The 25,151-nt window shown below is 67.4% G+C and carries 27 protein-coding genes; 7 read left to right on the top strand and 20 right to left on the bottom strand.

The window, feature by feature from the left end; all coding sequences use genetic code 11:
- Window positions 1-452: 452 nt before the first annotated feature.
- Entirely contained in the window at window positions 453-1,418 is a 966-nt protein-coding gene (gene pip, locus H9Q09_RS14090; RefSeq protein WP_210315360.1) for a prolyl aminopeptidase, read from the top strand.
- Between the two features lie 24 nt (window positions 1,419-1,442).
- Here pip (H9Q09_RS14090) and H9Q09_RS14085 read toward each other — a convergent pair whose 3' ends face one another.
- Window positions 1,443-1,640: a hypothetical protein gene (locus H9Q09_RS14085; protein ID WP_060576971.1), complete on the bottom strand. Its 198-nt coding sequence runs from the start codon at window positions 1,638-1,640 to the stop codon at window positions 1,443-1,445.
- Between the two features lie 160 nt (window positions 1,641-1,800).
- Window positions 1,801-2,013: a hypothetical protein gene (locus tag H9Q09_RS14080; protein ID WP_187391552.1), complete on the bottom strand. Its 213-nt coding sequence runs from the start codon at window positions 2,011-2,013 to the stop codon at window positions 1,801-1,803.
- Window positions 2,014-2,432: 419 nt separating this feature from the next.
- On the opposite strand from H9Q09_RS14080, the gene H9Q09_RS14075 reads away from it, so the two are divergent.
- A complete protein-coding gene (locus tag H9Q09_RS14075) occupies window positions 2,433-2,681 on the top strand; it encodes a hypothetical protein (protein ID WP_187391551.1) in 249 nt (82 codons plus the stop codon).
- A gap of 42 nt (window positions 2,682-2,723) precedes the next feature.
- Here the strand turns inward: H9Q09_RS14075 and H9Q09_RS14070 are convergent, their stop codons facing one another.
- Entirely contained in the window at window positions 2,724-4,811 is a 2,088-nt protein-coding gene (locus H9Q09_RS14070) for a PatA/PatG family cyanobactin maturation protease (protein WP_187391550.1), read from the bottom strand.
- A 201-nt stretch (window positions 4,812-5,012) separates the two neighbouring features.
- Here H9Q09_RS14070 and H9Q09_RS14065 point away from each other — a divergent pair, with 201 nt between their 5' ends.
- The 3 genes from H9Q09_RS14065 to rarD all read left to right on the top strand — a co-directional run bounded on the left by H9Q09_RS14065 (window position 5,013) and on the right by rarD (window position 7,479).
- Window positions 5,013-5,480 carry a GFA family protein gene (locus tag H9Q09_RS14065; protein WP_187391549.1) on the top strand — a complete coding sequence of 156 codons (468 nt, stop codon included), beginning with the start codon at window positions 5,013-5,015 and terminating at the stop codon, window positions 5,478-5,480.
- Window positions 5,477-6,445, top strand: a complete 969-nt coding sequence (pip, locus tag H9Q09_RS14060; RefSeq protein ID WP_187391548.1) for a prolyl aminopeptidase — start codon at window positions 5,477-5,479, stop codon at window positions 6,443-6,445. Before H9Q09_RS14065 ends, pip (H9Q09_RS14060) begins: the two co-directional genes overlap by 4 nt.
- A gap of 119 nt (window positions 6,446-6,564) precedes the next feature.
- Window positions 6,565-7,479, top strand: a complete 915-nt coding sequence (gene rarD, locus H9Q09_RS14055; RefSeq protein ID WP_187391547.1) for an EamA family transporter RarD — start codon at window positions 6,565-6,567, stop codon at window positions 7,477-7,479.
- Window positions 7,480-7,489: 10 nt separating this feature from the next.
- Here the strand turns inward: rarD and H9Q09_RS14050 are convergent, their stop codons facing one another.
- On the bottom strand, window positions 7,490-9,040 hold the full coding sequence (locus H9Q09_RS14050; protein ID WP_187391546.1) for a GNAT family N-acetyltransferase: 1,551 nt from the start codon (window positions 9,038-9,040) through the stop codon (window positions 7,490-7,492).
- Between the two features lie 190 nt (window positions 9,041-9,230).
- Window positions 9,231-9,842, bottom strand: a complete 612-nt coding sequence (locus H9Q09_RS14045; protein ID WP_187391545.1) for a TIGR00730 family Rossman fold protein — start codon at window positions 9,840-9,842, stop codon at window positions 9,231-9,233.
- Window positions 9,843-10,051: 209 nt separating this feature from the next.
- Between H9Q09_RS14045 and H9Q09_RS14040 the strand changes: the two genes are divergently transcribed.
- Window positions 10,052-10,654, top strand: a complete 603-nt coding sequence (locus H9Q09_RS14040; protein WP_187391544.1) for a YceI family protein — start codon at window positions 10,052-10,054, stop codon at window positions 10,652-10,654.
- 144 nt (window positions 10,655-10,798) lie between these two features.
- Complete coding sequence (locus tag H9Q09_RS14035; protein WP_187391543.1) at window positions 10,799-12,079, top strand: cytochrome b/b6 domain-containing protein; 1,281 nt, start codon at window positions 10,799-10,801, stop codon at window positions 12,077-12,079.
- 23 nt (window positions 12,080-12,102) lie between these two features.
- On the opposite strand, the gene H9Q09_RS14030 is transcribed toward H9Q09_RS14035, so the two are convergent.
- The 15 genes from H9Q09_RS14030 to H9Q09_RS13960 all read right to left on the bottom strand — a co-directional run bounded on the left by H9Q09_RS14030 (window position 12,103) and on the right by H9Q09_RS13960 (window position 25,127).
- On the bottom strand, window positions 12,103-12,840 hold the full coding sequence (locus H9Q09_RS14030; RefSeq protein ID WP_187391542.1) for an ATP-binding cassette domain-containing protein: 738 nt from the start codon (window positions 12,838-12,840) through the stop codon (window positions 12,103-12,105).
- Window positions 12,809-13,606 carry an ABC transporter permease gene (locus H9Q09_RS14025; protein ID WP_246716148.1) on the bottom strand — a complete coding sequence of 266 codons (798 nt, stop codon included), beginning with the start codon at window positions 13,604-13,606 and terminating at the stop codon, window positions 12,809-12,811. The genes H9Q09_RS14030 and H9Q09_RS14025 overlap by 32 nt, the downstream gene beginning before the upstream one ends.
- Window positions 13,596-14,594 (bottom strand): ABC transporter substrate-binding protein, encoded by a 999-nt coding sequence (locus tag H9Q09_RS14020; RefSeq protein ID WP_246716147.1) that lies wholly within the window; start codon window positions 14,592-14,594, stop codon window positions 13,596-13,598. Before H9Q09_RS14020 ends, H9Q09_RS14025 begins: the two co-directional genes overlap by 11 nt.
- A 95-nt stretch (window positions 14,595-14,689) precedes the next feature.
- Entirely contained in the window at window positions 14,690-15,280 is a 591-nt protein-coding gene (locus H9Q09_RS14015) for an energy-coupling factor transporter transmembrane protein EcfT (protein ID WP_187391540.1), read from the bottom strand.
- The gene (locus H9Q09_RS14010) at window positions 15,277-15,951 is read right to left on the bottom strand and encodes an ABC transporter ATP-binding protein (RefSeq protein ID WP_187391539.1); all 675 of its coding nucleotides are present in this window, start codon (window positions 15,949-15,951) and stop codon (window positions 15,277-15,279) included. Before H9Q09_RS14010 ends, H9Q09_RS14015 begins: the two co-directional genes overlap by 4 nt.
- A gap of 25 nt (window positions 15,952-15,976) precedes the next feature.
- Window positions 15,977-16,543 (bottom strand): biotin transporter BioY, encoded by a 567-nt coding sequence (locus tag H9Q09_RS14005; protein WP_187391538.1) that lies wholly within the window; start codon window positions 16,541-16,543, stop codon window positions 15,977-15,979.
- Window positions 16,544-16,676: 133 nt separating this feature from the next.
- Window positions 16,677-17,072, bottom strand: a complete 396-nt coding sequence (locus H9Q09_RS14000; RefSeq protein ID WP_187391537.1) for a type II toxin-antitoxin system VapC family toxin — start codon at window positions 17,070-17,072, stop codon at window positions 16,677-16,679.
- Window positions 17,072-17,341, bottom strand: a complete 270-nt coding sequence (locus H9Q09_RS13995; RefSeq protein ID WP_187391536.1) for a type II toxin-antitoxin system VapB family antitoxin — start codon at window positions 17,339-17,341, stop codon at window positions 17,072-17,074. The genes H9Q09_RS14000 and H9Q09_RS13995 overlap by 1 nt, the downstream gene beginning before the upstream one ends.
- Window positions 17,342-17,418: 77 nt before the next feature.
- Window positions 17,419-18,903 carry a glycerol kinase GlpK gene (glpK, locus tag H9Q09_RS13990; protein ID WP_187391535.1) on the bottom strand — a complete coding sequence of 495 codons (1,485 nt, stop codon included), beginning with the start codon at window positions 18,901-18,903 and terminating at the stop codon, window positions 17,419-17,421.
- An 82-nt stretch (window positions 18,904-18,985) separates the two neighbouring features.
- The gene (locus tag H9Q09_RS13985; protein WP_187391561.1) at window positions 18,986-20,725 is read right to left on the bottom strand and encodes an ABC transporter substrate-binding protein; all 1,740 of its coding nucleotides are present in this window, start codon (window positions 20,723-20,725) and stop codon (window positions 18,986-18,988) included.
- Window positions 20,726-20,817: 92 nt separating this feature from the next.
- A complete protein-coding gene (locus H9Q09_RS13980; protein ID WP_040325451.1) occupies window positions 20,818-21,102 on the bottom strand; it encodes a DUF2160 family membrane protein in 285 nt (94 codons plus the stop codon).
- Between the two features lie 40 nt (window positions 21,103-21,142).
- Window positions 21,143-22,057, bottom strand: a complete 915-nt coding sequence (locus tag H9Q09_RS13975) for a carbohydrate ABC transporter permease (protein ID WP_024348636.1) — start codon at window positions 22,055-22,057, stop codon at window positions 21,143-21,145.
- Complete coding sequence (locus H9Q09_RS13970; RefSeq protein ID WP_187391534.1) at window positions 22,050-22,940, bottom strand: sugar ABC transporter permease; 891 nt, start codon at window positions 22,938-22,940, stop codon at window positions 22,050-22,052. Before H9Q09_RS13970 ends, H9Q09_RS13975 begins: the two co-directional genes overlap by 8 nt.
- 11 nt (window positions 22,941-22,951) lie before the next feature.
- Window positions 22,952-24,034 (bottom strand): ABC transporter ATP-binding protein, encoded by a 1,083-nt coding sequence (locus tag H9Q09_RS13965; RefSeq protein WP_024348634.1) that lies wholly within the window; start codon window positions 24,032-24,034, stop codon window positions 22,952-22,954.
- Between the two features lie 10 nt (window positions 24,035-24,044).
- Window positions 24,045-25,127 (bottom strand): ABC transporter ATP-binding protein, encoded by a 1,083-nt coding sequence (locus H9Q09_RS13960; RefSeq protein ID WP_187391533.1) that lies wholly within the window; start codon window positions 25,125-25,127, stop codon window positions 24,045-24,047.
- Window positions 25,128-25,151 lie beyond the last annotated feature (24 nt).

The following is a 25,151-nucleotide window of genomic DNA, read 5'->3' as shown; positions in this document are numbered from 1 at the left end:
GCCATCGCCCGCAAGCTCCTCGTCACGCTCAACGTGGCAATCCGAACCGGAGAATATCAGCCGCGCCCAGCCACCCCTTGACGCATACTCACACAGTTGCTCGGGCTTGACCCGAGGACCCATTCCTCGGCATCGCGCATCTTGCGGCGACCGGGGAGGGGCGCCCGTTGCCGTGGCGGCGGTGGGAACGATTTGGCATGGGTCCTCGGGTCGGAGCCCGAGGATGACGCGGCTGGAAGGTCGGGCGCCCTTTTTTGGCGAGGGCGGGGTTGCTGAGCTGACGGGGTTGGCGAGCCGGCGGTGGCGGTTGGGTGTCGCGGAGCCGCCCGGCATGACGTAACGGCAGGGGGATGTCGCAGCCAGCTCGGCAGTCGGCGCTTCACCATCGCTCGTCGAGAATTCATCGGTGCGTCCCGATGCCAAGCGGGGTTGTCTGCCCTACAAGGCAGGGAATGAGTGAACCAACGCGCAAGCCCTATCCCGCCATCGAGCCCTATGAGACCGGTCGCCTTGCCGTCGGCGACGGGCACGAGCTGTATTACGAATTGTGCGGCAATCCGCGCGGCATCCCGGTGGTGTTCCTGCATGGCGGGCCCGGCAGCGGGGCGTCGCCCCAGCACCGGCGGCTGTTCGATCCGGAACGCTACCGCATCCTGCTGTTCGACCAGCGCGGTTGCGGTCGCTCGACCCCGCTCGGCGAGCTGGAGGGCAACACCACCTGGCATCTGGTCGCCGATCTGGAGCGGCTGCGCGAGCTGATCGGCGTCGAGCGCTGGCTGATGTTCGGCGGCTCCTGGGGGGCGACGCTGGCGCTCACCTATGCCGAGACCTATCCGGAAAGGGTCTCGGGGCTGATCCTGCGCGGCATCTTTTCCGGCCGGCGGGCCGAGCTCGACTGGTTCTATGACGGCGGCGCCAACCGGCTGTTTCCCGACCGCTGGGAAAACCTGCTGGGGCCGATCCCGGCGAATGAGCAGGACGACATCATCGCGGCCTATCGCAAGCGCCTGACCGACCCTGACCGGGCGGTGCGGGCCGAGGCAGCGCGGGCCTGGACCGGCTGGGAATCGGCGACGGTCATGCTGCGGACCGCGCCGGGTGGCGAGCCGGCGTCCGGCGGCCATGTCTCGGACGCGACGATCGCCTTCGCCCGGCTGGAGAACCATTATTTCTACCATGATCTGTGGCTGGAGGAGGGGCAGCTGATCCGCGACGCCGGCCGGCTCGCCGACATTCCGGGGGTCATCGTGCAGGGGCGCTACGATGTCGTCACGCCGGCGATCACCTCCTGGCAGCTGGCCCAGGCCTGGGTGCGGGCGGATTATCGCATGGTCGAGGGCGCCGGCCACGCCTTCGCCGAGCCGGGCATCCTGAACGAACTCCTGAAGGCGACGGAGCGCTTCGCAAGGGAATTGTGACCCTGCCGGCGGGGGCGGTGTGCCTCAGCCGACCGAAAAGGTCATGAGCTGGCGCAGGCACGCGCCGTCCGCCTTCTTGCGACGGCGCTTCGGCCTGGTGGTCTCCTCCAGGCGCAGCGCTTCGGGCACGCTGCGGTCCTCGGCCGTCGGCGCCCATTGCCGGCCGACGAGTTCCTGCATGAAATTGCGAGGCTGGGGCTTCGCCTGACGGGGCATGTCCATCGTCTGAGCCTCCCTGTCGAAGGGGATCATGCGGGGGCGCGCTCGCAAGAGGCGAAGCACGCGGCGAGTCTCGGACCGTGGGGTCCGTTTGTGCAACGCGGATCGTGCGTTGCGGGGCGACCGCCGGCCCGGTCGGATGGGCCGGCGATCGCCGGTGTCGTCAGAAGCAATTCTTGCAGGTGTTGTAGGACGAGCCGAGACAGCTGATGCAGCCGGAACTCAGCGGGTTCGGAATGCACTGCGGGGCGCAGCGGGCGAGCTTGACGCCACACTTCAGCAGGCATCGCCAGCTGAACGACTGGCCGACGCCGCCCGAATCCGTGACGAGGGTCGCTCCGCGCATGACCGGAGCCGCTTGCATGGGGGATCTCATGATGACTTCTCCTTTCGTTGCCGCAATCGGGGAATGCAGAGGTCTCGTGACCTTGCTCGTTCGATCGTCTCGAGGCTGGTTGCGGGCTCCAGCCTGGACCGCTCGTGACTCCTTGCCGGGGAAACGCATCTGAAACACGCGTTGCAGATGTCTCTCGAGCGCGTATCGGGATGCGTTCCGGGCCCGGCTTGAGCGACGGAGCCAACCGCCCCGGCGCCTGCTTTCAGAGGCAGTTCTTGCAGCGATCGTGCGCCGCGCCCATGCACAGCGCGCATGTGGCCGGGCCAGCCACGCAGGCTGGGGCGCAGGCGGCGACCGTGGCGCCGCAGACGACCCAGTCGAGGACATTGCAACCCGACTGCCGAACACCCTCGCTTCGCATGAAGAGAGGCTGGCCGCCCATGACGGGAGACGCTTCCATGGGCAATCTCATGGTGTCGTCCTCCCGATCATCGCTTCAGGGGCAGATGGGCAGTTCCAGAACGCATTTGCCCAGAACACGGACGCAGCAGGCAGACTGGCTGGCCGCCGCGGTTCCTGCAGAGCGGCCGCCGGGTGTGCGGTCGACCGGAGCAGCCTGTGTCGGGGATCTCATCATCATCTTCTCCTTCGAAAGTGCCTCGATGCGCTGCGCATCGGGCGGTGCGCTGTCACACCCGGCGGGCTGACAGATTCTAGATGGCGAACTCACCGGGGCTCGGGCCCCGGATTCACGTCAACGCGCTGAGCGGGACGCTCCAGTTGCGGCCGGCGCCGACGGTGACGGGCAGGACCTCGCTGACATCCACCGTGAAGCGGTAGACGCGGGCGGCGCGCCGCTCGTTCTCGGCGTCGAACATCGTCACCTGCACATCCCAGCAATCGGAATCCGGTCGGCAGATCGGACTGCGCGCGACGGTGATGCTGTAGAGCTCGAGCCCGCGATTCATGCCGTCGGCAAAGACGCTGGCGCCCTGATAGGCGTTGGTGGCGGCGAAGTTGATCGCCCGGTCCTCGGGGCTGATGCCCAGATTGCGCAGCTCGTCATAGGTGCGCACGAGGAAGTTGAAGATCGCGTCGTCGCTGACGCTCTCCTCGCCGATCGCGGCCTTGGCGGCGTTGACCAGTTCCATCGGCTTCCATTTGCTCATGCCGCGCGGGTCGGGATAGATCACCGGCAGGATCTGGCCGTTCATCAGCCGCGTCGAACCGTGGACGAAGCCCGGGATCGCGACGCGCTGCAGGTCGCCGGTGTTGTCGAGGCTGGTCTGCATGGCGTCGAGCAGGTCGGCATAGACCTCCTGGGCGAAGGGGCCGGCCGGCGTGATCGCGTAGATCGGGATCTGTTCCTGCATCAGGATGAAGGTGATGCCGGTGGCAAAGGACAGATCGTTCTTCAGCCTGTCGATCAGGGCCGCCGGCGTGTTGGCGGCGACGGGATCGCCCATGCGCTGGACGATGGCGTCGTATCGCGGCTCGTTGCCGAAATCGAACCAGACCGAGCCGATGGCATAGACCTTCTGCGGCTCCTTGGCCGCGCCGCCGCAACCGCAGCCCTGCTGCGTCACGCTGGACTGCCGGACCTCGCGGGCCTCTGCCAGCGCGCCGCGCCGTCGGCGGACCGGCCGGGCCGACTGCATGGCGCCCGCGACGTCCACATCATCGTCGCCGTCGTCGTCATCCGCGCCATCGTCGCCCGCGGTCAGCATGTCCTCGTCGAACTCGTCCGCGTCGGCCATCGCGCCGGCGGCCAGTTCCTGCTGCGCCGCCTGCTTCTTGCCGCCGCAGCCACAGCCGCAATCGGACTGAAGGACGGCGCCGGCGATGCCGGATCGCCCGGGCGGGGACATGGTCGCCGCGGACGGGCTGACGGATAGGGTTTCCCTGATCATTGGCTCTCTCCCAGCTTGGTCGTTCCCGGATCGCGGGAGGAAAACCGCCCCCTCCAGCTCCGGCTCCAGTGTCTGACGAAGGCGTTCGATCGCCGCCCGAACGTCGAGCCGTCCGGCGAGAACGCGCGCACACTCGCCATCGGCCTGCGGGTCGCAGGGGCGGGCGGTCTCGATGAGGATCCGGCGGATGTCGAGCGGGCCGAAAGACCTGCCGGCGCGCCGGGCGGCCGACAGCAGCCGTGCGGCGACCGCGGTGACCACCGCAGTGGCGAAGCTCGAGCCGCTGCGCTGGACGCGTTCGCCGCGCAGGCTGGAGACGGTCAGGCCCGCGCCGGGCGCCAGGATGCCGTTGGCGCCGTAGCTCGCGCCGAAATTTGAGCTCTGCAGCGGCCGACCCGCCGCGTCCATCGCGCCGACCGCCAGAACGCTGGCAACGGCGGCCGGGACATGCAGGCAGGCGCAGCCGTCATTGCCGGTGGCGGCGACGACGAGGATGCCCTTGCGCTCGCACAGATCCAGCGCGTCCTCCAGATGGCGCGAGGCCTCAGGCGTCGAGGACAGCTGGCCGGCACTGATGTTGACGATCGCGACACCGCGCTCGACCGCCATGTAGATCCCGCGCGCGATGTCGGTCTGGGTGGCGCGCGGCGCCATGTAGGCAGGGCGCGGATCGGGGAAGAACACCGGCAGGATGAGACCGCTGCAGCCGCGGGCCAGACCGCCCTCGCGGTCGAACAGCACGCTGCAGATCTCGGTGCCATGGGCGTCCGGGCCGTGCGCCTCGGCAATGCGCATCGTGGGCTCGAGATCGAGCCGCGCATCGGCGAGGGCGGGGATGGCAAGGTCGGGCGTGCCGTCCACCACGCCGATGCGCAGGGTCGGGTCGCAGGGGCCCAGCGTGTCGAGGAGGGTCGATATGTCGGACATGCCGTTCCACCTCCCTTGCGCTGCAATTATTACGTTAAGTAACATCGCATATGCAACCTAAGAGGGCAAGCCTGTTTTCTTCCATGGGTTGCAATTCGGGGCGGGCCACACTTGGTGCTTGGCTGTTGGAGACGCGCGGGTGCGGGTCTATCCTCGTGGCGGCGCGTTCGGGCGCCGGACGGGGCGACGAGGACAGGGCGGATGGGTCATTCGGGCGGATGTCAGTGCGGCGCGGTGCGGTTTCGCATCACCGGGACACTGGGGCAGGCGTCGATCTGCCATTGCCGCATGTGCCAGAAGGCGTTCGGCAATTTCTACGCGCCGCTGGTGTCGGTGCCGGAGGGCGGCTGCGTATGGACGAAGCGCGAGCCGGCGCGGTTCCGTTCGTCGAACCATGTGATGCGCGGGTTCTGCGAGAGCTGCGGGACGCCGCTGACCTACGAGGCGCCGGACGGCATGGCGCTGGCCATCGGCGCCTTCGACGATCCGGCGGCCATCGCGCCGACGATCCAGTTCGGCGTCGAGGCGCAATTGCCCTATACGGCCCGGCTCAGCGATCTGCCCGTGCGGTCGACCGACGCCGATATCGCCGCCAATCCGTTTCTGGCAGAGATCGTGTCGTATCAGCATGCCGATCGCCCGGATGCCGAGGAAGAGGAACGGCCATGAACGATGCGACCAGCCGCAAGGGCCTCTATCCGGACATCACGCCCTACGCCCATGGCATGCTGGATGTCGGCGACGGACACCGGGTCTACTGGGAGCGTTGCGGCACGCCGGGCGGAAGGCCGGCGGTGTTCCTGCATGGCGGGACGGGCGGCGGCTGTTCGCCGGCCCATCGCCGCCTGTTCGATCCGGCGGTCTACGACGTTCTCCTCTTCGACCAGCGCGGTTGCGGTCGCTCGACGCCCCATGCCGAGCTCGCGGCCAACACCACCTGGCATCTGGTCGCCGACATCGAGCGGCTGCGCACCATGGTCGGGGCCGAGACCTGGCTGGTCTTCGGCGGCTCCTGGGGCTCGACGCTGGCGCTCGCCTATGCCGAAACCCATCCGGAACGGGTCGACGCGCTGGTGCTGCGCGGCATCTACACGCTGACGAAGGCGGAGCTGTCCTGGTACTACCAGTTCGGCGTCTCGGAGATGTTCCCGGACAAATGGGAGCGATTTCTGGCGCCGATCCCGCCTGCCGAGCAGGGCGACATGATGATGGCCTATCGCCGGCGGCTCGTCGGTGACGATCCGGCCGAGCAACTGGCGGCGGCAAAAGCCTGGAGCCTTTGGGAGGGCGAGACCATCACGCTCATGCCCTCGGCGGCGCTGACGGCGGACTTCTCCGACCCGCATTTCGCCATCGCCTTCGCGCGGATCGAAAATCACCACTTCTTCGTTCATGCCGGCTGGCTGGAGGAGGGGCAGCTTCTGCGCGATGCGCATCGTCTGAGGGGGATTCCGGGCGAGATCATCCACGGGCGCTACGACATGCCGTGTCCGGCCCGCATCGCCTGGGAACTCCACAAGGCCTGGCCGGACGCGGATCTGCACTTGGTGGAGGGGGCGGGGCACGCCTTCAACGAGCCGGGCATTCTCGACCGGCCGATCCGGGCAACGGACCACTTCGGCCGGCAGGGCTGACCCCGCCGGCCGAAGTCGATCATGATTCGCGATCGGTCCGATCACCAGAAAGCGGGTGTCGGGACGGGGGCGGCTCTGTTACAGGAAGCCGTCACTCAACCTTATTATCGAGCACATCCATGCAAGCCGCCGGCAGCGCGAACAAGGGCTTCTTCTATGCCTTTGGCGCTTACGCGATCTGGGGTCTGGTTCTCCCGATCTACATGAAGCTCCTGAGCCACGTCTCGCCGCTGGAGATCGTGGCGCATCGGGTGATCTGGGCGATCCCCTTCGCGGTGCTCGTCCTGTGGTGGCAGGGGCTGCTCGGCGGCGTCTGGCGGCATTTCACCCAGTGGCGGACCCTGGCACTGGCGGCGCTGACGGCCTCGCTGATCTCGTTCAACTGGGGCACCTATGTCTACGCCATCGCCTCCGGCCAGGCGCTGGACGCGGCGCTCGGCTATTACATCAACCCGCTGGTCAATGTGCTTCTGGGCGCGGTGATCCTGGGCGAGCGGCCGAACCGCCTGCAGGCGACGGCCATTGCCCTGGCCGGCATCGCGGTGGTGATCCTGACGATCAAGGCGGGCGGCTTGCCGTGGATTTCGCTTGTCCTGGCCTTTTCCTTCGGCACCTACGGGCTGCTGCGCAAGATGGTGCCGGTCGGCTCGACCGAGGGCTTCTTCCTGGAGGTGGCGCTGCTGGCCGTGCCGAGCGTGCTGCTCCTGGCCTTCCTGCCGGGCGACAACCACGTGATGACGGGCGGATACGTGGCCGGCATGCTGATCTTTGCCGGACCGCTGACGGCGATCCCGCTGATGCTGTTCGCCGCCGGCGCGCGGCTCCTGCATTATTCGACCATCGGCATCCTGCAATACATGGTGCCGACGCTGCTGTTCCTGACCGCCGTCTTCGTCTTCGGCGAGCCGTTCTCGAACTGGCAGCTGGTCGCCTTCTGCCTGATCTGGAGCGCGGTGGTGCTCTACACCGTCGCGCTGTTCCGCAACGGGCGGGCGCGGCGGCGGGCCGCCGCACTCACCCCGCAGACGGCCTGAGCCGGGCGGCTCAGCCGCCGTCCGACCAGCGCACCTTGTAGAGGTCGAGCCGGCGGTCGCGCAGATTGCGCACCGAGCCCTCGTAGCGGGCCCAGTTGAGCGTCGCGAGATTGAGATCGGCGACGGTGACCATCTCGACATTTTCCGACGCCTCGGCGGCGATGCCGTCGCGGGCGAAGGGGAAGTCGCAAGGGGTGAAGATCGCCGACTGGGCGTATTCGATGTCGAGATTGTCGACATTCGACAGATTGCCGGTCATGCCGGACGTCACGACATAGCACTGGTTCTCGATCGCCCGGGCCTGGCAGCAATAGCGCACCCGCAGATAGCCGTGGCGGGTGTCGGTGTTGAACGGCACGAACAGGATCCGGGCGCCCTGGTCGGTGAGGCGGCGCGCCACTTCCGGGAACTCGGAATCGTAGCAGATCATGATGCCGATCGGGCCGCAGTCGGTCTCGATCGTGTCGGTGGGGTCGCCACCCTTGATCTGCCAGTACTGGCGCTCGTTGGGCGTCGGATGGGTCTTCTCGCGCTCGTGCACCGAGCCGTCGCGCAGGAACACATAGCCGACATTCTGGATGTCGCCGTCATCGGTCTTGGTGGCGTGGCTGCCGCCGATGATGTTGATGTTGCGGCGGATCGACATCTCGCTCAACCGCTCGACGAAGTCGGGCGTGTGTTCGGTCAGCCGCTGGATGGCCGCATCGGGCTTCAGCTCCTCCGGCTCGCAGGAGAGCAGCATCAGGGTGAAGAGTTCAGGGAAGACGACGAAGTCGCCGCCATATTCCGACGCAACCTCGACGAAATATTCGACCGCGTCGTAAAAATCCTGCGGCTGGGCGATCTTGCGCGCCTTCATCTGCACGGTGACGATGCGCACCATGTCGGGATTGCCGCGATTGACCGGCTGCTCCTCGCGGGCCGGATCGTAATAGGGATTGCGCCACAGCATCAGGACGCCGTAGCCGCCGGACGCCTTGTCGCCGGGATAGTAGTTCTTCAGGAGACCCTGCGGCTCGAAGCCGGCATTCAGGTGGAACGAGACGATCGGGTCCTTGACGTCATTGGCCTTCACCGCCTCCAGATAGGCTTCCGGGGTGCCGAACTTCTTGGCATGGCGCTGGTAGCCCGGCATGCGGCCGCCGAAGGCGATGCCCTTGAGGTCGAGATCCTGGCACAGGCGCCGGCGGGCGTCGTAGAGCCGCTTGCCGATGCGCAGGCGCCGGCGATCGGGGTCGACGCAGACCTCCGTGCCGTAGAGCCACTCGCCCTTGCGGTCGTGCATGGCGGCATAGCCGCCGCCGGTGACCTCGCCCCAGCTGTGCTGGCCGAGCGCCTTCTCCTCGGCCAGGATCATGGTCGCGGCATAGCCGACGATCTCGCCCTCGTAGACGACGACGAACTGGCCCTCGGGAAAGGCCGAGAGCTGGCCGAGGATCATGCCGCGCGTGTAGGGCGCGTCGTCCTTGAAGACCTTGGAGGAGAGGGCGATGATGTCGGTGACGTCGCTCTTCTCGGCGGTACGGACCTCTATCTTCGGGGTCGAGCGCTTCTCGGCCATGCGGCGTGTCCTTGTCGTTCTCGGGTCGTGTGACGGGGAGGAATGGGGTGCGGCCGGGCGCCGCCTTGCGTTCGATGTAGGACGCAGGCGCCGCGACGCAAGCAAAGGCGCCCGCCGCCGGCAGTCCGGGGGCGGGCGCATGGTCGTGCGATGGGGCTGGAAGGCAGTCAGGCCGCGGGTGCCGCCGGCGTCAGAGCTTCTCGACGATCTCCGCCCGGCCGCGGCGATGCGCATCGTCGCCGGCGAGGGCCGTGACCAGTTCCGGCACGATGGCATCGACGTCGTCGATCACCATCGGGCGCACCTGATGGGCCGTATGGAGGAAGCCTTCGGCGCTCATGTGGTCCATCAGCCGGGACAGCGGGTCCCAGAAGCCGCCGACATTGGCGACGATGACCGGCTTGGCATGACGGCCGAGCTGGCTCCAGGTGAGGATCTCGATCAGCTCCTCCAGCGTGCCGATGCCGCCGGGCAGGGCCACGAAGGCGTCGGAGCGCTCGAACATCTGGTGCTTGCGGGCGTGCATGTCCTCGGTGACGATCAGTTCGTCCAGCCGGGTCAGCTCGCTCTCGGTCGCCTCCATGTCGATGAGGAAGCGCGGGATGATGCCGGTGACGGCGCCGCCCTTCGCGATCACGCCCTCGGCGACCGCGCCCATGATGCCGCGCGTGCCGCCGCCATAGACAAGGCGCATGCCGGCGGTGCCGATGGCCTCGCCAAGGCGTCGGCCGCTCTCGAGATATCGGGGATCGCGGCCGGCGGAAGAGCCGCAATAGACGCAGACGGATCGAATCGTGTTCATGGGATCGAAAGTCCGACGCAGGCGCGAAGAGGTCAAGCGCCAAGCGGGGTCATGGGCAACGCCGGGCGCCCCGTTGCTGCGATCCCGGATCGCGGCTGCGCCGGGGAATGCCCCTGAACAGTCTGTCTCGGCGGTGGCGTCTTTTTGCAGTGCAGAAAATCCGTAGTGTACCGGCAGCCACAGAGGCTTTCTGTCCCAGAGGAGTTTTCATGCGTTTCTTGCTGACCACCGTCGCCGCACTGTGCCTTGCCGGCTCCGTTCATGCGCAGAGCATCGACGTGCCCGCCGGAACCTATGTCGCCGATCCGCTGCACACCAATGTTCTTTGGAAGGTGAAGCATTTCGGCCTGTCGACCTATATCGGCCGGTTCTCGACGATTTCGGCCACGCTGGAGCTGAATTCCGAGGATCCGGCCCAGTCGAGCCTGACCGCGACGATCGACCCGGCTTCGGTGGATACGAACTATCCGGCCGACGACAAGGATTTCGACGCCGAGATCGCCAGCGACATGTTCCTGAACGCGGCGAAGTTCCCCGAGATCACCTTCGTGTCCAAGTCGATCGAGCTCACCGGCGAGAACACCGGCACGGTGACAGGCGACCTGACGCTGAACGGCCAGACCCGTGAAGAGACGCTGGACGTCACCTTCAACACCGCCCTCAACCCGCATCCGATGTCGCAGAAGCCGGCCGTCGGCTTTTCCGGTGCGATGACCGTGGACCGCACCGAATACGGCATCGAGGCGCTGGCCGGGCCGGTCGCCGCCGAGGTGCTCTTGGAGATCGAGGCGGAATTCGTTCCCCAGTCCTGATCTTCCGAAGGCGGGGCGCTTCCATGCGTCCCGCCGCCCGTGACTGCGCGATCACCAAGTTCTGGCGCCGCCCGCGAGCCGGGCCGTCGCGCGGCCGTTCGCCGGTTGCTTTGATCCTTCCCCATTTCCGCCACGGAGCGTCAGATGAGCGTGTCCCCGACAGCAGGCTGGTCCGCGGCCTATACGCGCTACACCAGCGGCGCGATCCTGCTGCACTGGACGATCGCCCTGGCGATCCTTTTCCAGCTCGCCGTCGGCCTCGCCATGGTGCATCTCGACGCCATGCCGGATGCGCTGCGCTTCGCGCTGTTCCAATGGCACAAGACCATCGGCATCCTGGTGCTCTGCCTGACGCTGGCGCGGATCGCCTGGCGCTTGGTGAACCCGCCGCCGGCACTGGCGCCGACCACCTCGCGCGCCGAGCGGACGGCCTCCGGCCTGGTCCATCTGGCCTTCTACGCCCTGATGCTGATCGTGCCCTTGTCGGGCTGGCTGCTGGTCTCAGCGGCGGCGGCCGGCATCCCGACCTATCTCTTCCTCAGCGACAGCCTCGAATGGCCGCATCTGCCGGTGGCGGCGCTTCTCCCCGGCGTTAACGCCGCCGCGCTCGAGGATGTGCTCGGCTTTGCCCACAAATGGCTGGCGCTGTCGTTTCTCGGGCTTCTGGTCCTGCATGTGGCCGGCGCGCTGAAGCATTCGCTGGTCGATGCGGTTCCGTCCTTCTCGCGCATGCTGCCGCATCACGGCATGGCGCGGCCGCAGACACGGCTGATCGCAATCCCGATCGCGCTGGCGGTGGTGCTATCCACGCTGGGGGGTGGGCTTGTGGCCGGCCAGTCCGACGCTCTCCTCGGGGCAGAGGCGACGCGCGCCGACCGCGCGACGGCGGCGCCCGACGCTCCTGCCGGCGGCGACTGGATTGTCGATCCGGCGCAAAGCCAGCTCGGCTTCGAGACGCAATTTTCGGGCAAGACGCTGACCGGCACCATCGGCACGTGGCAGGCGGATGTGCGCTTTTCCCCGGAGGCGCTGGATCTGGCCGAGGCGAGCATCACCATCGATGCGGCGTCGATCGCCGTCGACAACAGCTTCGTCGCGCCGCAGGTGCAGGGCACGGACGGTTTTGCCAGCGAGACGCACCCGACCGTGACGCTGGAACTCAGCGACTTCCGCGCGGTGGAGACCGGCTATGAAGCGGGCAGCACGCTGACGATCAAGGAAAAGAGCCTGCCGGTGACGGTCCCCTTCCGCTTCGAACAGGACGGCGACGGCCCGGCGCATGTGGCCGGGAGCGCGACCGTTGACCGGACCGCCTTCGATCTCGGCGTCGCCAACGATCCGACCGGGCAGTATCTGGACAAGGCCGTGACGATCCGCTTCGAGCTGGTCGCCGTTCCGGCGGGGGCGACGGTCCCCGGCAGCTAGGCGGGGGCGCGGCCTTTGCGGCCTTAGAGAACGCCCGGGAAGCGGGCGTCGATCGCCCGGACCGCGGCGTCGCGCCAGACGGTATCGCGCTCGGATCGCGGCGTGTCGATGTCGTGGATGCCCCGGACCCTTGCCGGCCGCTCGGTCAGGAAGATGATGCGGTCGGAGAGCTCCACCGCCTCGCGCAGATTGTGGGTGACCATCAGCGCCGTCGTCGGGCGGGCCGACCACACTTCCATGAGCAAAGCGCGCAGCCGGTTGGCCGTCGCCTCATCCAGCGAGACGAAGGGCTCGTCGAGCAGCAGCAGCGCCGGTTCGATGGCGAAGGCGCGGGCCAGCGCAGCCCGGCGGGCAAGGCCCAGCGAGAGTTCGCCGGGATAGCGGCCGCGCATGGCGGCAAGGCCCAGCGTCTCGAACAGGGCGTCGAGATCGGCGCCCTTCAGCGCTTCGGGCAAAGCGAGGCGGACATTCTGTTCGACCGTGCGCCAGGGCAAGAGACGCGGTTCCTGGAACACCGCAGCGATGCGGCCGTCGGCGGCGGGCAGGCGCACATGGCCCTTATAGTCGCGGTCGAGCCCGAGGATGATCCGCAGCGTCGTGGTCTTGCCGCAGCCGGAGGGGCCGATCAGCGTCGTGAAGCTGCCCGGCGGTGCGGTGAAGGCGACCTTGTCGATCGCGGCAAGCCGGACGCCGTCGATCGTCGTGAACACCTTGTCGCGGATGGCGACGTCAAGCGGGCCGGGCGCGCCAGCGGGTGGCATGGGCTTCGAGGGGTTGGACAAGCAGGAACTCGATCAGGAGCATGATGGCGACGAAGGCCAGGGTGTAGGCGAGGATCGCCGCGACATCGAAGAGCTGGAAATAGAGATGGATCTGGAAGCCGACGCCATTGGAACGGCCGAGAAGCTCGACGACCAGGGCGATCTTCCAGATCAGCGCGATCCCGGAGCGGGACGCCGCGGCGAAATAGGGCTGGAGCTGCGGCAGCACGACGTCGCGCAGGGTCCGCCAGCGCCCGAAGCGATAGACCGAGGCCATCTCCGAAAGGCCGCGATCCAGCGAGCGGGCGCCCTCGCGCATGGTGACGACGACATTGGGGATCTTGTTGATCGCAATCGCCCCGACGGCCGCCGCCTCGTTCAGCCCGAACCAGATATAGGCGAGGACGATCACCACCAGCGCCGGAATGTTGAGGAACAAGATCAGCCACGGGTCGAAGAAGCGGTCGGCGCGGGCGTCCATCCCGAGGCCGACGCCGATGGCCGAGCCGATAATCATCGCGATGGCAAAGGCCGCGGCAACGCGCATCAGCGTCATAGCGAGATGGTAGAAGAGCTCGCCGGTAATGGCATCGCGCCAGAAGGCGTCGAACACGGCGGGCGGCGTCGGCAGGACGCGGCTGTCGGCGATGACCGCCGCGATCCACCAGACGGCCAGAAGCCCGAGCAGCGACAGCGTCGTCACCAGCGCCGGCGCGATGCCGGCCGCGGGCCTGCCGCGACCGCGGGCCGTCGCGTCAGAAGCCATTCCCGTCGCCGGTCCAGTAGGTGCCATCGACGAGCGTGTCCGACGGCCCGACCAGCTTCGGCCCGCCGATCTCGGCTAAGACCTCGTAGAGCCTGGCGGTATCGACGGCCTCGTCGGCACCGCTGCGGCCGGGGATGCCCTCGCGGTAGCGATCGCGCAGGATCCGGAAGGTCGCGTCGTCCTCGGCCTTCATCAGCGGCTTGAGCGCGTCCCAGGCGTCGTCGGAGGTCGCCAGCAGCTGCTTGGTCGCCTTGTCGGCGGCAACGAAGCCCTCGACGGCCTTCGGATGGTCCGTCGCAAAGGCCTCGCTGAACACCCAGCCGATCGCCGCGACCGGACCGGCGGTGCCCATGGCGATCGCCGCGTCGGTGCCGGAGATCAGCGTGCGGAAGCCCTGCGCCTCCAGCCGGGCGGCGTAGTGCCAGTAATTGAGGACGGCATCGAGCTCGCCGGTCCGGGCCTTTTCGGCCAGCAGCGGCGGTGCGCCATAGGCGATGTCGTTCTCGGCCGCGAGATCGGTGCCGTGGTCCTTTTTCGCGAGGGCCTGGATCAGCAGCCAGTTCTTGTCCAGCGGTCCGCCGGCGACGCCGATGGTCCTGCCGGTCAGGTCGCGCAGGTCGGCGACGGGGCTGTCGCCGGGCACCATCAGCGAACCGACCGAGGTGGAGTAGGGGACGAAGGTGAAGTCGGCGCCGGTCGCCCGCTGGCGCGACACCCACAGCCAGTCGGAGACGATCATGTCGACCGAGCCGGCCTGCAGCGCCACGGTCGAGGCGTCCTCGCCGGCAAAGGGCACGATCTCGACATCGACGCCGTTGGCGGCGTCGAGCCCGGCGCGCTTCATGGCGTCGAGTTCCCAGTTGACGGTGCCGTATTTCAGAACGCCGATCCGAACCGGCGCATGCGCCGCGTCGTCAGCGGCTGCCGCGAAACCGGTCCACAGCGCCAGAGCCAGTGCGGCGCAGAGCGTCGCCCGAATCCATCGCATGAACGATCCTCCCATGATCCTTCGCGTGCCCGGCTTCATCTAGCGCGTCCGGGTGCGGCCCGTCACGCCCTATCGCACAACGGGAATTTCTCCCGTCAGGAGCGGGCGTCGATCGCCTCGGCGATCTCGTCGGCCATCTTCAGGAGACGGATGATCACCGGCACGGCCAGCGCGATCATGCCGCGGTCCTGGCCGCGGGCGCGCTGGGCCTCGCGCACCTCCTCGACGATCGCGGCGACGGCGGGGATGAAGCGGATGGCGAGCGAGATGGCGAGGCCGACCTTGGCCACGTCAACGCCCAGCCTCGCCAATGGCGACAGCGCCCATTCGATGACCGCGACGAGCTCTGCGGTGCGGGTGGTCAGGGTGACGAGCGAGGCGGCGAGGATCAGCGTGGCGAAGCGCAGGACCAGCAGCAGGGCGGCGTCGAGCCCGACCAGCCAGAGCTGGACCGCGAAGAGAATGCCCAGGATCCACAGGGCCGGGCGGATCTGGGCGAAGGCGACGCGGGCCGGAATGCGCGCCAGGCCGTGGGCGGCCATGGTCAGGGCGAGGGCCGCGGCCGCGAGCCGGGGATCGGCAATGGCGAAGAGCAGCGTGCCGAGGCCGAGCAGCGCCGCGAGCTTGGTGCCGGCGCGGGCGCGGTGGACCGGACTGGTCCCGGGCCGGTAAAGCCCGGCGATCATCCTGCGATGGCCCGGTAGGCGGCCACTGCCTCGGCCGGCGCCGCGTCGGCGACGAGGCGACCGGCCTCGAACACCAGGACCCGGTCGAAGCCGGAGATCAGGTCGAGATCGTGAGTGACGAAGACAACATGCTGATCCAGCGCCGCGACCGCGTCCATGACGCGGCGGGTGTTGCGCAGGTCGAGCAGCGTCGTCGGCTCGTCCATGACCAGCCAGCGCGGCGCCATCGCCATGACGCCGGCCAGCGCCAGCATCTGGCGTTCGCCGCCGGACAGTTCATGGGCGAGGCGGTCGTCCATGCCGGTCAGGCCGAAGCGGTCGAGCGTCGCGGCGACCCGCGCGGCGATCGCCGGCTTGTCCAGCCCGCGCCCTTTCAGCCCGAAGGCGATATCCTCGGCGACGGTCGGATAGACGATCTGGTTGTCCGGGTTCTGGAAGACGAAGCCGACCAGCCGGCGCACCTCCTTGCCGCTCGACCTCGTGTCGAGACCGTCGACGGTGACGCTGCCTTCGCTGGGCAGGACAAGGCCGTTGAGCAGGCGTGCGAAAGTGCTCTTGCCGGAGCCGTTGGCGCCGACGATGGCGATCCGGCGTTCGGTGAGGGTCAGGTCCAGATCCGACAGGACGCGGCGGCCGCCGCGTTCGGCGGCGACGCCGGTCAGGGCGATCACGAGGTGGCCGTCCGCATGTTGCCGGTCAGGCCGAGCGGGCGGAGGCCCGGGGGGCGATCAGCGGATAGGCGCGGCGCACGGCGATGATCACCGCCGCGGCGACGCCGGCCTTGATCAGGTCGCCCGGGATGAAGGCGACGGCCGAGCCGATGAAGGCTTCGACGAGGCCCATGCCCGACATCGCTGCATACCAGGGAATGCCGACCAGATAGATGATGCCGATGCCGCCGATGACCGCAATGACGAAGGCGAGCGGAAAAGACAGGCGGTTCCAGAACCGCTCGGTCAGCCAGCCGATGACGAAGGTTGCGGCGAGCCAGCCATAGATGAAGCCCGACCAGGGGCCGACGAAGGGCGCGAGGCCGCCGCGACCGCCGGACAGGAGCGGCAGGCCGACGGCGACGAGGGCGAGGAACAGCAGCATCGACAGGGTGCCGCGCCTGGCGCCGAGTATGCCGCCCATCAGCATCGGCCCCATGGACTGGGCGGTGATCGGAATGCCGAGCGCCGGGATCATCAGGGGCGGAAACACGCCCAGCACCGCCATCAGGGCGGCGAACAGGGCGATATAGACGATGTCCTTGGTGGCCATGGCGAATCTCTTGCGGGATGTTGTGAGTGGCAGCCGGATGCGGCGCCGTTTCGGCTGACGACAGACCGGATCGCGGGGCAAAGGTCAACGGGTGAGGCGCATCCCATTGCTTAGCTGCGCGGCGGACCGGCGGTCAGGCGGCGTCGATATCGGTCCGGGCGAAGTCGTTGCCCTTGTAGAGCAGCGGCACGTCGAAATGCTTGGCGCAGGCATAGGCGAAGCAATCGCCGAAATTCAGCGCCGCCGGATGCCGGCCCTTGCCGTAGCGCGCATAGGCGTCGATGGCGAGGTCCGCAGTTGCTGCGGGCATATCCATGACGGCGATCTGCATTCCGTCGAGATATCTCGCGACAGCAGACCGCGCGGTTTCTGGGTCCCAGTCCATTCGGCGGGCGCAGGAAACCACCGCTTCCCACAGTCCGGTCGGAATGGTGAACAGCCGCTCCGCCGATTCCATCCGCGCAAGGATGTCCGGCGCATCCGGCTCGGACAGGATGAGTGCGACGAGGGCCGATGCATCGACATACATCAGCCGTCCTCGTAGAGGCTGTCGATCCATTCCTTCGTGACCGGCTGCGGATGCGCGCCGGGGGGGAAATCGTTCAGAATGTCGCGGGAGAAGCGTAGTCCCCGCTCGACATAGGACGGCTCGCCTGTTTCCGGCGCGCTGGTGGTGCGGGCATGGATGAGAGCATCGCGAAGCGCGCGCCGGACGGCTTCGGTCTTGGTCGTCTGCGTCAGCGCGGCGAGCTTTTCGGCCAGTTCGCCGACTTCGGGGTCTTTCACATAGAGCGGCATGATCGTGCTCCGATCCGCAAGGATATCCCTAACTTAATATCGGGATATCCGCGTGTCCAGCGACGCGTTGAACGGGCTCAGCTCAGCGTCCGCTTCACCGCGTCGGCCCAGCCGGCGAGCTTGCGGCCGCGGGTGACGGCATCCATGCGCGGCTCGAAGCGGCGTTCGAGGTTCCAGCGTTCGGCAAAGCCGGCCATGTCGGGCCACACGCCCGCCTTCTGCCCCGCGACCCATGCGGCGCCGAGGGCCGTCGTCTCCAGGACGACCGGACGATCGACCGGGGCATCGAGAATGTCGGCGAGGCGCTGCATGGTCCAGTCGGAGGCGACCATGCCGCCGTCGACGCGCAGGATGGTATCGGAGGCGCCGGTCCAGTCCTTCTTCATGGCCGACAGCAGGTCGGCGGTCTGGAAGCAGACGGATTCGAGGGCGGCGCGGGCGAGCTCGTTGGGGCCGGTCTTGCGGGTCAGGCCGTAGATCGCGCCGCGCGCTTCCGCGTCCCACCAGGGCGCGCCGAGGCCGGTGAAGGCCGGCACCATGTAGACCTCCTGGGCGTCGTCGGCGGCCCCGGCCATCGGGCCGGTGCGGTCGGCGCGGTCGACGAGACCGAGCCCGTCGCGCAGCCATTGCACCGCGGCGCCGGCCACGAAGATCGAACCCTCGAGGCCGAATGTGGTGCGGCCGGCCAGCCGATAGGCGATCGTCGTCAGGAGCCGGTTGGAGGAGGGCACTTTGGTGTCGCCGGTGTTGAGCACCGCGAAGCAGCCGGTGCCGTAGGTCGATTTCAGCATGCCCGGCTGGAAGCAGGCCTGGCCGAGGGTCGCGGCATGCTGGTCGCCGGCCATGCCGCAGATCGGGATGGCGGCGCCGAAGAGGCCCGGATCGGTGGTGCCGAAGGCGGCGTCGCAATCCTTGACCTCGGGCAGCAGCGAGCGCGGCACTCTGAGGAGCCGCAAGAGGTCGTCGTCCCAGTCATGCGCCTCGATGTCGAAGAGCATGGTGCGGCAGGCATTGGTGGCGTCGCTGGCATGGACCCGGCCACCGGTCAGCCGCCACAGGAGAAAGCTGTCGACGGTGCCGAAGGCGAGCCTGCCGGCTTCGGCCCGGGCGCGGGCACCGTCCACATTGTCGAGCAGCCAGGCGATCTTGGTGCCGGCAAAATAGGGGTCGATCAGAAGCCCGGTCTTGCGGGTGACCTCCGGCTCGTGGCCGTCGGCGACCAGCTTGCGGCAGAATTCGGCCGTGCGGCGGTCCTGCCAGACGATGGCGTTGTGGATCGGCTTGCCGGTGTCGCGATCCCAGATCAGCGTGGTCTCGCGCTGGTTGGTGATGCCGATGGTGGCGATGTCGGAGGCCGACAGCGAGGCGTCGGCGAGCGCCGTGCGGATGGTGGCAAGCGTCGAGGACCAGATATCCTCGGGATCGTGCTCGACCCAGCCCGAATGGGGGAAATGCTGCGGGAATTCCTGCTGGCCGAGGCCGCGGATATGGAAGCTGTCGTCGAAGACGATCGCACGGGTCGACGTCGTGCCCTGGTCGATGGCGAGAACGTATCCGGACATGCCGTCCCCTTCTGGATGCTGGTGTTCGCGATGGCAGAAGGCCGGGGCTGACCCCGGCCTTCGTTTCTCAGATGTCAGACGGTCACTTGGACGCGTTGGCGTCGGCCCAGCTCTTCACCAACTCGTCGTAATTGACGGTGATCGGCTGTTCCTTCTCGTCTTCCTTCTTGGGCTGAGGTGCCAGCGTGCCGTTGGCCTTGGCCTGCTCCACCCAGTACTCCATGTCCTGCTCTTCGTTGAGCTTGGGACCGATGTCGCCCTGGATGCCGGCGCGCTCGATGCGCTCCATCACCTTTTCCTGCTCGGCGCAGAGGGAGTCCATCGCTTCCTGGGCCGACTTGGCGCCCGAGGACGCGTCGCCGATCGCCTGCCACCAGAGCTGTGCCAGCTTCGGGTAGTCCGGCACGTTGGTGCCGGTCGGCGACCACTGCTTGCGGGCCGGCGAGCGGTAGAACTCGATGAGACCGCCGAGTTCGGGTGCCCGCTCGGTGAAGCTTTCGTCGCGGATGGTGGATTCGCGCACGAAGGTCAGACCCTCATGAGCCTTCTTCACGTCGACGGTCTTGGAGCCGACGAACTGGGCGTAGAGCCAGGCGGCCTGGGCGCGGTCGACCGGGGTCGACTTCATCAGGGTCCACGAGCCCACGTCCTGGTAGCCGAGCTTCATGCCGTCGACCCAGTAGACGCCGTGCGGCGAGGGGGCCATGCGCCATTTCGGCGTGCCGTCCTCGTTGACGACCGGCAGGCCTTCCTTGACCGCATCCGCGGTGAAGGCGGTGTACCAGAAGATCTGCTGGGCAATGGCGCCCTGGGCCGGGACCGGACCGGATTCGGAGAAGGTCATGCCCTGGGCTTCCGGCGGGGCGTAAGCCTTCAGCCAGTCGAGATACTTCTCGATGGCGTAGACCGAGGCCGGGCCGTTGGTGTCGCCGCCGCGCGCGACGCAGGAGCCGGTCGGCTGGCTCTGCTCGTTGACGCGGATGCCCCATTCGTCGACCGGCACGCCGTTCGGGATGCCCTTGTCGCCATTGCCGGCCATGGACAGCCAGGCGTCGGTGAAGCGCCAGCCGAGCGACGGGTCCTTCTTGCCGTAGTCCATGTGGCCATAGACCTTCTTCCCGTCGATCTCGCGACCGGTGAAGAATTCGGCGATGTCCTCATAGGCCGACCAGTTGACCGGCACGCCGAGCTCGTAGCCGTACTTCTCCTGGAAGTCGGCCTTGTTCTTCTCGTCGTTGAACCAATCGTAGCGGAACCAGTAGAGGTTGGCGAACTGCTGGTCGGGAAGCTGGTAGAGCTTGCCGTCCGGCGCGGTGGTGAAGGACGTGCCGATATAGTCATCGAGGTCGAGGCCCGGATTGGTGACCTCCTTGCCTTCGCCTTCCATCCAGTCGGTCAGGTTGCGGACCTGCTGGTAGCGCCAGTGGGTGCCGATCAGGTCGGAATCGTTGATGTAGGCGTCGTAGATGTTCTCGCCCGACTGCATCTGCGTCTGCAGCTTCTCGACGACGTCGCCCTCGCCGATCAGGTCGTGGCTGACCTTGATGCCGGTGATGGCAGTGAAGGCCGGAGCCAGCACCTTGGACTCGTACTCATGGGTGGTGATGGTCTCGGAGACGACCTTGATCTCCATGCCCTGATAGGGCTCTGCGGCATCGACGAACCACTGCATCTCCTGTTCCTGTTCCTCCCGGGACAGGGTGGAGAGGTCGCCGATCTCGGCGTCGAGGAACTTCTTGGCCGCCTCCATGTCGGCCATGGCCGGCCCTGCGGCCAGGGCGATCGCCAAAGTGGCGGCCGTTCCCATCAGATATCGTTTCATCATGTCGAATGTCCTCCCAGTGTGTGCCGGTGCGTGCGATGGGCATGTCCGCGTCGACCGGCGACGACGCGGTGTGGCCCGGTTCCGGCCCGTCAGACGAGCCGGAAAACCAGAACGAAGAAGACGGCACAGAGGCCGAGGGCGTACCAGAGCGGCAGGTCGACGCCCCACAGCCAGCCGAGGCAGATGAAGGCCGAGCCGAGCAGCGACACGAACAGCCGGTCGCCGCGGGTGGTCTCGAAGCGCAGGATGCCGACGCGGGGATTGCCACCGGGCGACACCTTCTCCCAGACGCCCATCAGGGCGATGATGGCGAAGATCGCGATGAAGAAGGTGGCGGTCGGCCAGGTCCAGGCCATCCAGGACAGGTCGATCATCGGCAGGCCTCCGTCTTGGCGGTCGGTGCGGTGCTGCGCATCACACCCTCCCCAGGGCGAAGCCCTTGGCGATGTAGTTGCGCACGAACCAGATCACGATCGCGCCGGGAATGATGGTCAGGGCGCCGGCCGCGGCGAGGACGCCCCAGTCGAGGCCGGAGGCGGAAACCGTGCGCGTCATGATCGCCGAGATCGGCTTGGCGTCGGTCACCGTCAGGGTGCGGGCGATCAGCAGCTCGACCCAGGAGAACATGAAGCAGAAGAAGGCCGCGACCCCGATGCCGCTGGCGATCAGCGGGGTGAAGATCTTGAAGAAGAAGCGCGGGAAGGAATAGCCGTCGATATAGGCGGTCTCGTCGATTTCCTTCGGCACGCCCGACATGAAGCCTTCCAGGATCCACACCGCCAGCGGCACGTTGAACAGGCAATGGGCGAGCGCCACGGCGATATGCGTGTCGATCAGGCCGAAGGCCGAATAGAGCTGGAAGAAGGGCAGGGCGAACACCGCCGGCGGCGCCATGCGGTTGGTCAGAAGCCAGAAGAACAGGTGCTTGTCGCCCAGGAAGCGGAAGCGCGAGAAGGCATAGGCCGCCGGAAGCGCCACCGAGACCGAGATGACCATGTTCAGAACGACATAGATGATCGAGTTGATGTAGCCGTTGTACCAGGACGGGTCGGTCAGGATGACCGTGTAGTTGCGCAGGGTCGGGTTTTCCGGCAGCAGCGTCAGCCCGCTCAGGATCTCCTGATTGGTCTTGAAGCTCATATTGACGAGCCAGTAGATCGGCAGCAGCAGGAAGACGATGTAGAGGATCGGGATCAGCGCCTTCCAGCGGAAGCCGCCGGATGCCTTGCGGCTGCGCCGGGCGATCGCCTCGCCGGACCGGCCGGTGGGCGGCACGGCGCCGGCGCCCGGAGCCTCGACGACGTCGCGGTTTGCCGTGGTGTCAGTCATTGTCGCCTCCCTTCATCGGGCGCTCGGTGCCGACATTGGTCATGATGGTGTAGAAGACCCAGGACAGCGCCAGGATGATCAGGAAGTAGATCAGGCTCATCGCCGCTGCCTCGCCGAGGTTGAACTGGCCCAGCGCCAGCTTCACCAGGTCGATGGACAGGAAGGTCGTGGCGTTGCCCGGTCCGCCGCCGGTGACGACGAAGGGCTCGGTGTAGATCATGAAAGAATCCATGAAGCGCAGGAGCACGGCGATCAGCAGCACGCGGCCCATCTTGGGCAGCTGGATGAAGCGGAACACCGCCCAGCGCGAGGCGCCGTCGATCTTGGCGGCCTGGTAGTAGGCGTCGGGGATCGAGACGAGGCCGGCGTAGCACAGGAGGACGACGAGGCTCGTCCAGTGCCAGACATCCATGATGATGACGGTGACCCAGGCGTCGAACGGGTCCTGAACGTAATTGTAGTCGAGGCCGAGCGAGGCGAGCGTGTAGCCGAACAGGCCGATGTCGGTGCGCGCGAAGACCTGCCAGATCGTGCCGACGACGTTCCACGGGATCAGCAGCGGCAGCGCCATCAGGACGAGGCACACCGGCACCCAGATGCCCTTGCGGGGCATGGCCAGCGCCACGAGGATGCCGAGCGGCACCTCGATGGTCAGGATGATGGCCGAGAAGGCGAGGTTGCGGATGAGGGCGTCGTGGAAGCGCGCCGAGGTCAGCACCTCCTCGAACCAGTCGGTGCCGTACCAGAAGAACTGGTTGTTTCCGAAGGTGTCCTGCACCGCGTAGTTGACCACGGTCATCAGCGGGATCACGGCGGAGAAGGCGACCAGCACCAGCACCGGCATGACCATGAACCAGGCTTTGTTGTTCCAGGTCTTGTCCATGTGCGTTCTCCCTAGACCCGTCCGACCAGCCGGGAATCGGCATAGAGATTGAGCGCGTCGGGCGCGAAGCGCATGGCCGCGTCGGTGGGAATCGCGACGCCTTCGCGCACGATGGCGCTGAGCGGATGCTCGCCGAGGCGGGCCCGCACGATGCGCTCCGATCCCACGTCCTCGACCTTGTCGATGGTCACCGGCACGGCGTCGCCGTCGCCGCGGTCGACGATGGTGACGAATTCCGGCCGGATGCCGAGTTCGGTCTTCGCCCCGGCGGCATAGGCCGCGCGGCCGCCCGGCAGGGCGATGCGCATGTCGGAGACCATCGCGTCGCTGCCGTCGATCCGGCAGGGCAGGACGTTCATGCCCGGCGAGCCGATGAAATAGCCGACGAAGGTGTGCTGGGGCCGCTCGAACAGTTCCTCGGGCGTGCCGATCTGCACGACCTCGCCCTCGTACATGACGACGACCTTGTCGGCGAAGGTGAGCGCCTCGGTCTGGTCGTGGGTGACGTAGACCATGGTCATCGCGAATTCGCGGTGGAGCTGCTTCAGCTCCGAGCGCAGCTGCCACTTCATGTGCGGGTCGATGACCGTCAGCGGCTCGTCGAAGAGGATGGCGTTGACGTCGGAGCGCACCAGGCCGCGGCCGAGCGAGATCTTCTGCTTCTCGTCGGCGGTCAGGCCGCGGGCCTTGCGGTCGGCCTTGGCCTCGAGGCCGATGCGGCCGATCATGTCTTCGACACGGGTCTTGATCTCGGCGGCCGGCACCTTCCGGTTCTTCAGCGGGAAGGCGAGGTTCTCGCGCACCGTCATGGTGTCGTAGATGACCGGAAACTGGAACACCTGGGCGATGTTGCGCGCCTCGGGCGTCAGCATGGTCACGTCGTCGTCGCCGAACAGGACGCTGCCCTCGGACGGGGTCAGCAGGCCGGAGATGATGTTGAGCAACGTGGTCTTGCCGCAGCCCGACGGCCCGAGCAGCGCATAGGCGCCGCCGTCGTCGAAGGTGTGGTGGACCTCGCGCAGGGCGTAGATGTCGGCCGCGGCAAGGGCCGGCGAATAGGCGTGGCGGATATGGTCGAGGCGGATGCGGGCCATGGCGTTCTCCTCAGGCCGCGTGTCGGGCGGGCGCCGCGACGGCGTTGCCCGCTTCGTCGAAGACGAGAAGGCTGGCGGGATCGAAGGACAGGCGGATGGTCTCGCCCGTCTCGTGGCGGCGCACGCCGTGGACGAGGGCGATGATCCGGTCCTCGCCGACCTCGGCGTGGATGTAGGTTTCCGAGCCGGTGACCTCGGTCAGGCTGATCACCGCCGGAAAGACGGTTCCGGTGGTGTCGCCGGTCTCGACGGTGAGGTGATGGGGCCGGATGCCGCCGAGATAGCGGCCGTCCGGCAGGCCGGCCTGGCCCGGCGCGGCCTCGAAGACGACGCCGTTGGGCGAGGTGAAGCGGCTGCCTGACTTGGTGAAGGCCATGACGTTGAGCGGCGGATCGGAGAAGGTGCGCGCGGTCAGAAGATCATGGGGCTGGCGATAGACGTCCGGCGTCTCGCCGAACTGGGTGACGCGGCCCTTGGACAGGGTCGCGGTGCGTCCGCCCAGAAGCAGCGCCTCGTGGGGCTCGGTGGTGGCGTAGACGAAGATCGCGCCGGTCTCGGCGAAGATCTTCGGCAGTTCCTCGCGCAGTTCCTCGCGCAGCTTGTAGTCGAGATTGGCCAGCGGCTCATCGAGCAGCACGAGTTCGGCATTCTTGACGAGGGCGCGGGCGAGCGCGGTGCGCTGCTGCTGGCCGCCGGAGAGGTTGAGCGGCGTGCGGTCGAGGAAGGGCGTCAGCTTCATCAGCGCCGCTGCCTTCTGGACCGCGGCCTCGATCTCGGCCGCCGACTTGCCGGCGATGCGCATCGGCGAGGCGATGTTCTCGTAGACCGTCAGGGTCGGGTAGTTGATGAACTGCTGGTAGACCATGGCGACGTTGCGCTTGCGCACGGGCACGCCGGTCACGTCCCTGCCGTCCATGACGACGCGGCCCGACGTCGGCGCGTCGAGGCCGGCCATCAGCCGCATCAGGCTGGTCTTGCCGGCCAGCGTCGGCCCGAGCAGCACGTTGAGCGAGCCGCGGTCGAGGGTCAGCGAGACGTCTATGATGTGCTTTTCGCCGCCGACGCTGCGGCTGACGTTCTGCAATACGAGCAATGTGTCCTCCCAGACGCGCCGGTT

It is taken from the genome of Aurantimonas sp. DM33-3 (assembly GCF_014334315.1).
GTDB lineage: Bacteria > Pseudomonadota > Alphaproteobacteria > Rhizobiales > Rhizobiaceae > Aurantimonas > Aurantimonas coralicida.
The sequence above is the reverse complement of the archived record's forward strand: the minus strand, read 5'-3'. Positions and strand labels throughout refer to the sequence as shown.

What these genes read in the sequence shown, in the direction of transcription:
- H9Q09_RS14000 (WP_187391537.1), bottom strand. Translation starts at nt 17,072, where the DNA reads ATGTATGTCGATGCATCGGCCCTCGTCGCACTCATCCTGTCCGAGCCG.
- glpK (WP_187391535.1), bottom strand. Translation starts at nt 18,903, where the DNA reads ATGTCCGGATACGTTCTCGCCATCGACCAGGGCACGACGTCGACCCGT.
- H9Q09_RS14075 (WP_187391551.1), top strand. Translation starts at nt 2,433, where the DNA reads ATGGGCAATCTCATGGTGTCGTCCTCCCGATCATCGCTTCAGGGGCAG.
- pip (WP_187391548.1), top strand. Translation starts at nt 5,477, where the DNA reads ATGAACGATGCGACCAGCCGCAAGGGCCTCTATCCGGACATCACGCCC.
- H9Q09_RS14045 (WP_187391545.1), bottom strand. Translation starts at nt 9,842, where the DNA reads ATGAACACGATTCGATCCGTCTGCGTCTATTGCGGCTCTTCCGCCGGC.
- H9Q09_RS13970 (WP_187391534.1), bottom strand. Translation starts at nt 22,940, where the DNA reads ATGGACAAGACCTGGAACAACAAAGCCTGGTTCATGGTCATGCCGGTG.
- H9Q09_RS14065 (WP_187391549.1), top strand. Translation starts at nt 5,013, where the DNA reads ATGGGTCATTCGGGCGGATGTCAGTGCGGCGCGGTGCGGTTTCGCATC.
- H9Q09_RS14020 (WP_246716147.1), bottom strand. Translation starts at nt 14,594, where the DNA reads ATGCGATGGATTCGGGCGACGCTCTGCGCCGCACTGGCTCTGGCGCTG.
- H9Q09_RS14015 (WP_187391540.1), bottom strand. Translation starts at nt 15,280, where the DNA reads ATGATCGCCGGGCTTTACCGGCCCGGGACCAGTCCGGTCCACCGCGCC.
- H9Q09_RS14005 (WP_187391538.1), bottom strand. Translation starts at nt 16,543, where the DNA reads ATGGCCACCAAGGACATCGTCTATATCGCCCTGTTCGCCGCCCTGATG.
- H9Q09_RS14080 (WP_187391552.1), bottom strand. Translation starts at nt 2,013, where the DNA reads ATGAGATCCCCCATGCAAGCGGCTCCGGTCATGCGCGGAGCGACCCTC.
- pip (WP_210315360.1), top strand. Translation starts at nt 453, where the DNA reads ATGAGTGAACCAACGCGCAAGCCCTATCCCGCCATCGAGCCCTATGAG.
- H9Q09_RS13975 (WP_024348636.1), bottom strand. Translation starts at nt 22,057, where the DNA reads ATGACTGACACCACGGCAAACCGCGACGTCGTCGAGGCTCCGGGCGCC.
- H9Q09_RS13980 (WP_040325451.1), bottom strand. Translation starts at nt 21,102, where the DNA reads ATGATCGACCTGTCCTGGATGGCCTGGACCTGGCCGACCGCCACCTTC.
- H9Q09_RS13985 (WP_187391561.1), bottom strand. Translation starts at nt 20,725, where the DNA reads ATGAAACGATATCTGATGGGAACGGCCGCCACTTTGGCGATCGCCCTG.
- rarD (WP_187391547.1), top strand. Translation starts at nt 6,565, where the DNA reads ATGCAAGCCGCCGGCAGCGCGAACAAGGGCTTCTTCTATGCCTTTGGC.
- H9Q09_RS14085 (WP_060576971.1), bottom strand. Translation starts at nt 1,640, where the DNA reads ATGGACATGCCCCGTCAGGCGAAGCCCCAGCCTCGCAATTTCATGCAG.
- H9Q09_RS14035 (WP_187391543.1), top strand. Translation starts at nt 10,799, where the DNA reads ATGAGCGTGTCCCCGACAGCAGGCTGGTCCGCGGCCTATACGCGCTAC.
- H9Q09_RS13965 (WP_024348634.1), bottom strand. Translation starts at nt 24,034, where the DNA reads ATGGCCCGCATCCGCCTCGACCATATCCGCCACGCCTATTCGCCGGCC.
- H9Q09_RS14050 (WP_187391546.1), bottom strand. Translation starts at nt 9,040, where the DNA reads ATGGCCGAGAAGCGCTCGACCCCGAAGATAGAGGTCCGTACCGCCGAG.
- H9Q09_RS13995 (WP_187391536.1), bottom strand. Translation starts at nt 17,341, where the DNA reads ATGCCGCTCTATGTGAAAGACCCCGAAGTCGGCGAACTGGCCGAAAAG.
- H9Q09_RS14030 (WP_187391542.1), bottom strand. Translation starts at nt 12,840, where the DNA reads ATGCCACCCGCTGGCGCGCCCGGCCCGCTTGACGTCGCCATCCGCGAC.
- H9Q09_RS14040 (WP_187391544.1), top strand. Translation starts at nt 10,052, where the DNA reads ATGCGTTTCTTGCTGACCACCGTCGCCGCACTGTGCCTTGCCGGCTCC.
- H9Q09_RS14070 (WP_187391550.1), bottom strand. Translation starts at nt 4,811, where the DNA reads ATGTCCGACATATCGACCCTCCTCGACACGCTGGGCCCCTGCGACCCG.
- H9Q09_RS14025 (WP_246716148.1), bottom strand. Translation starts at nt 13,606, where the DNA reads ATGGCTTCTGACGCGACGGCCCGCGGTCGCGGCAGGCCCGCGGCCGGC.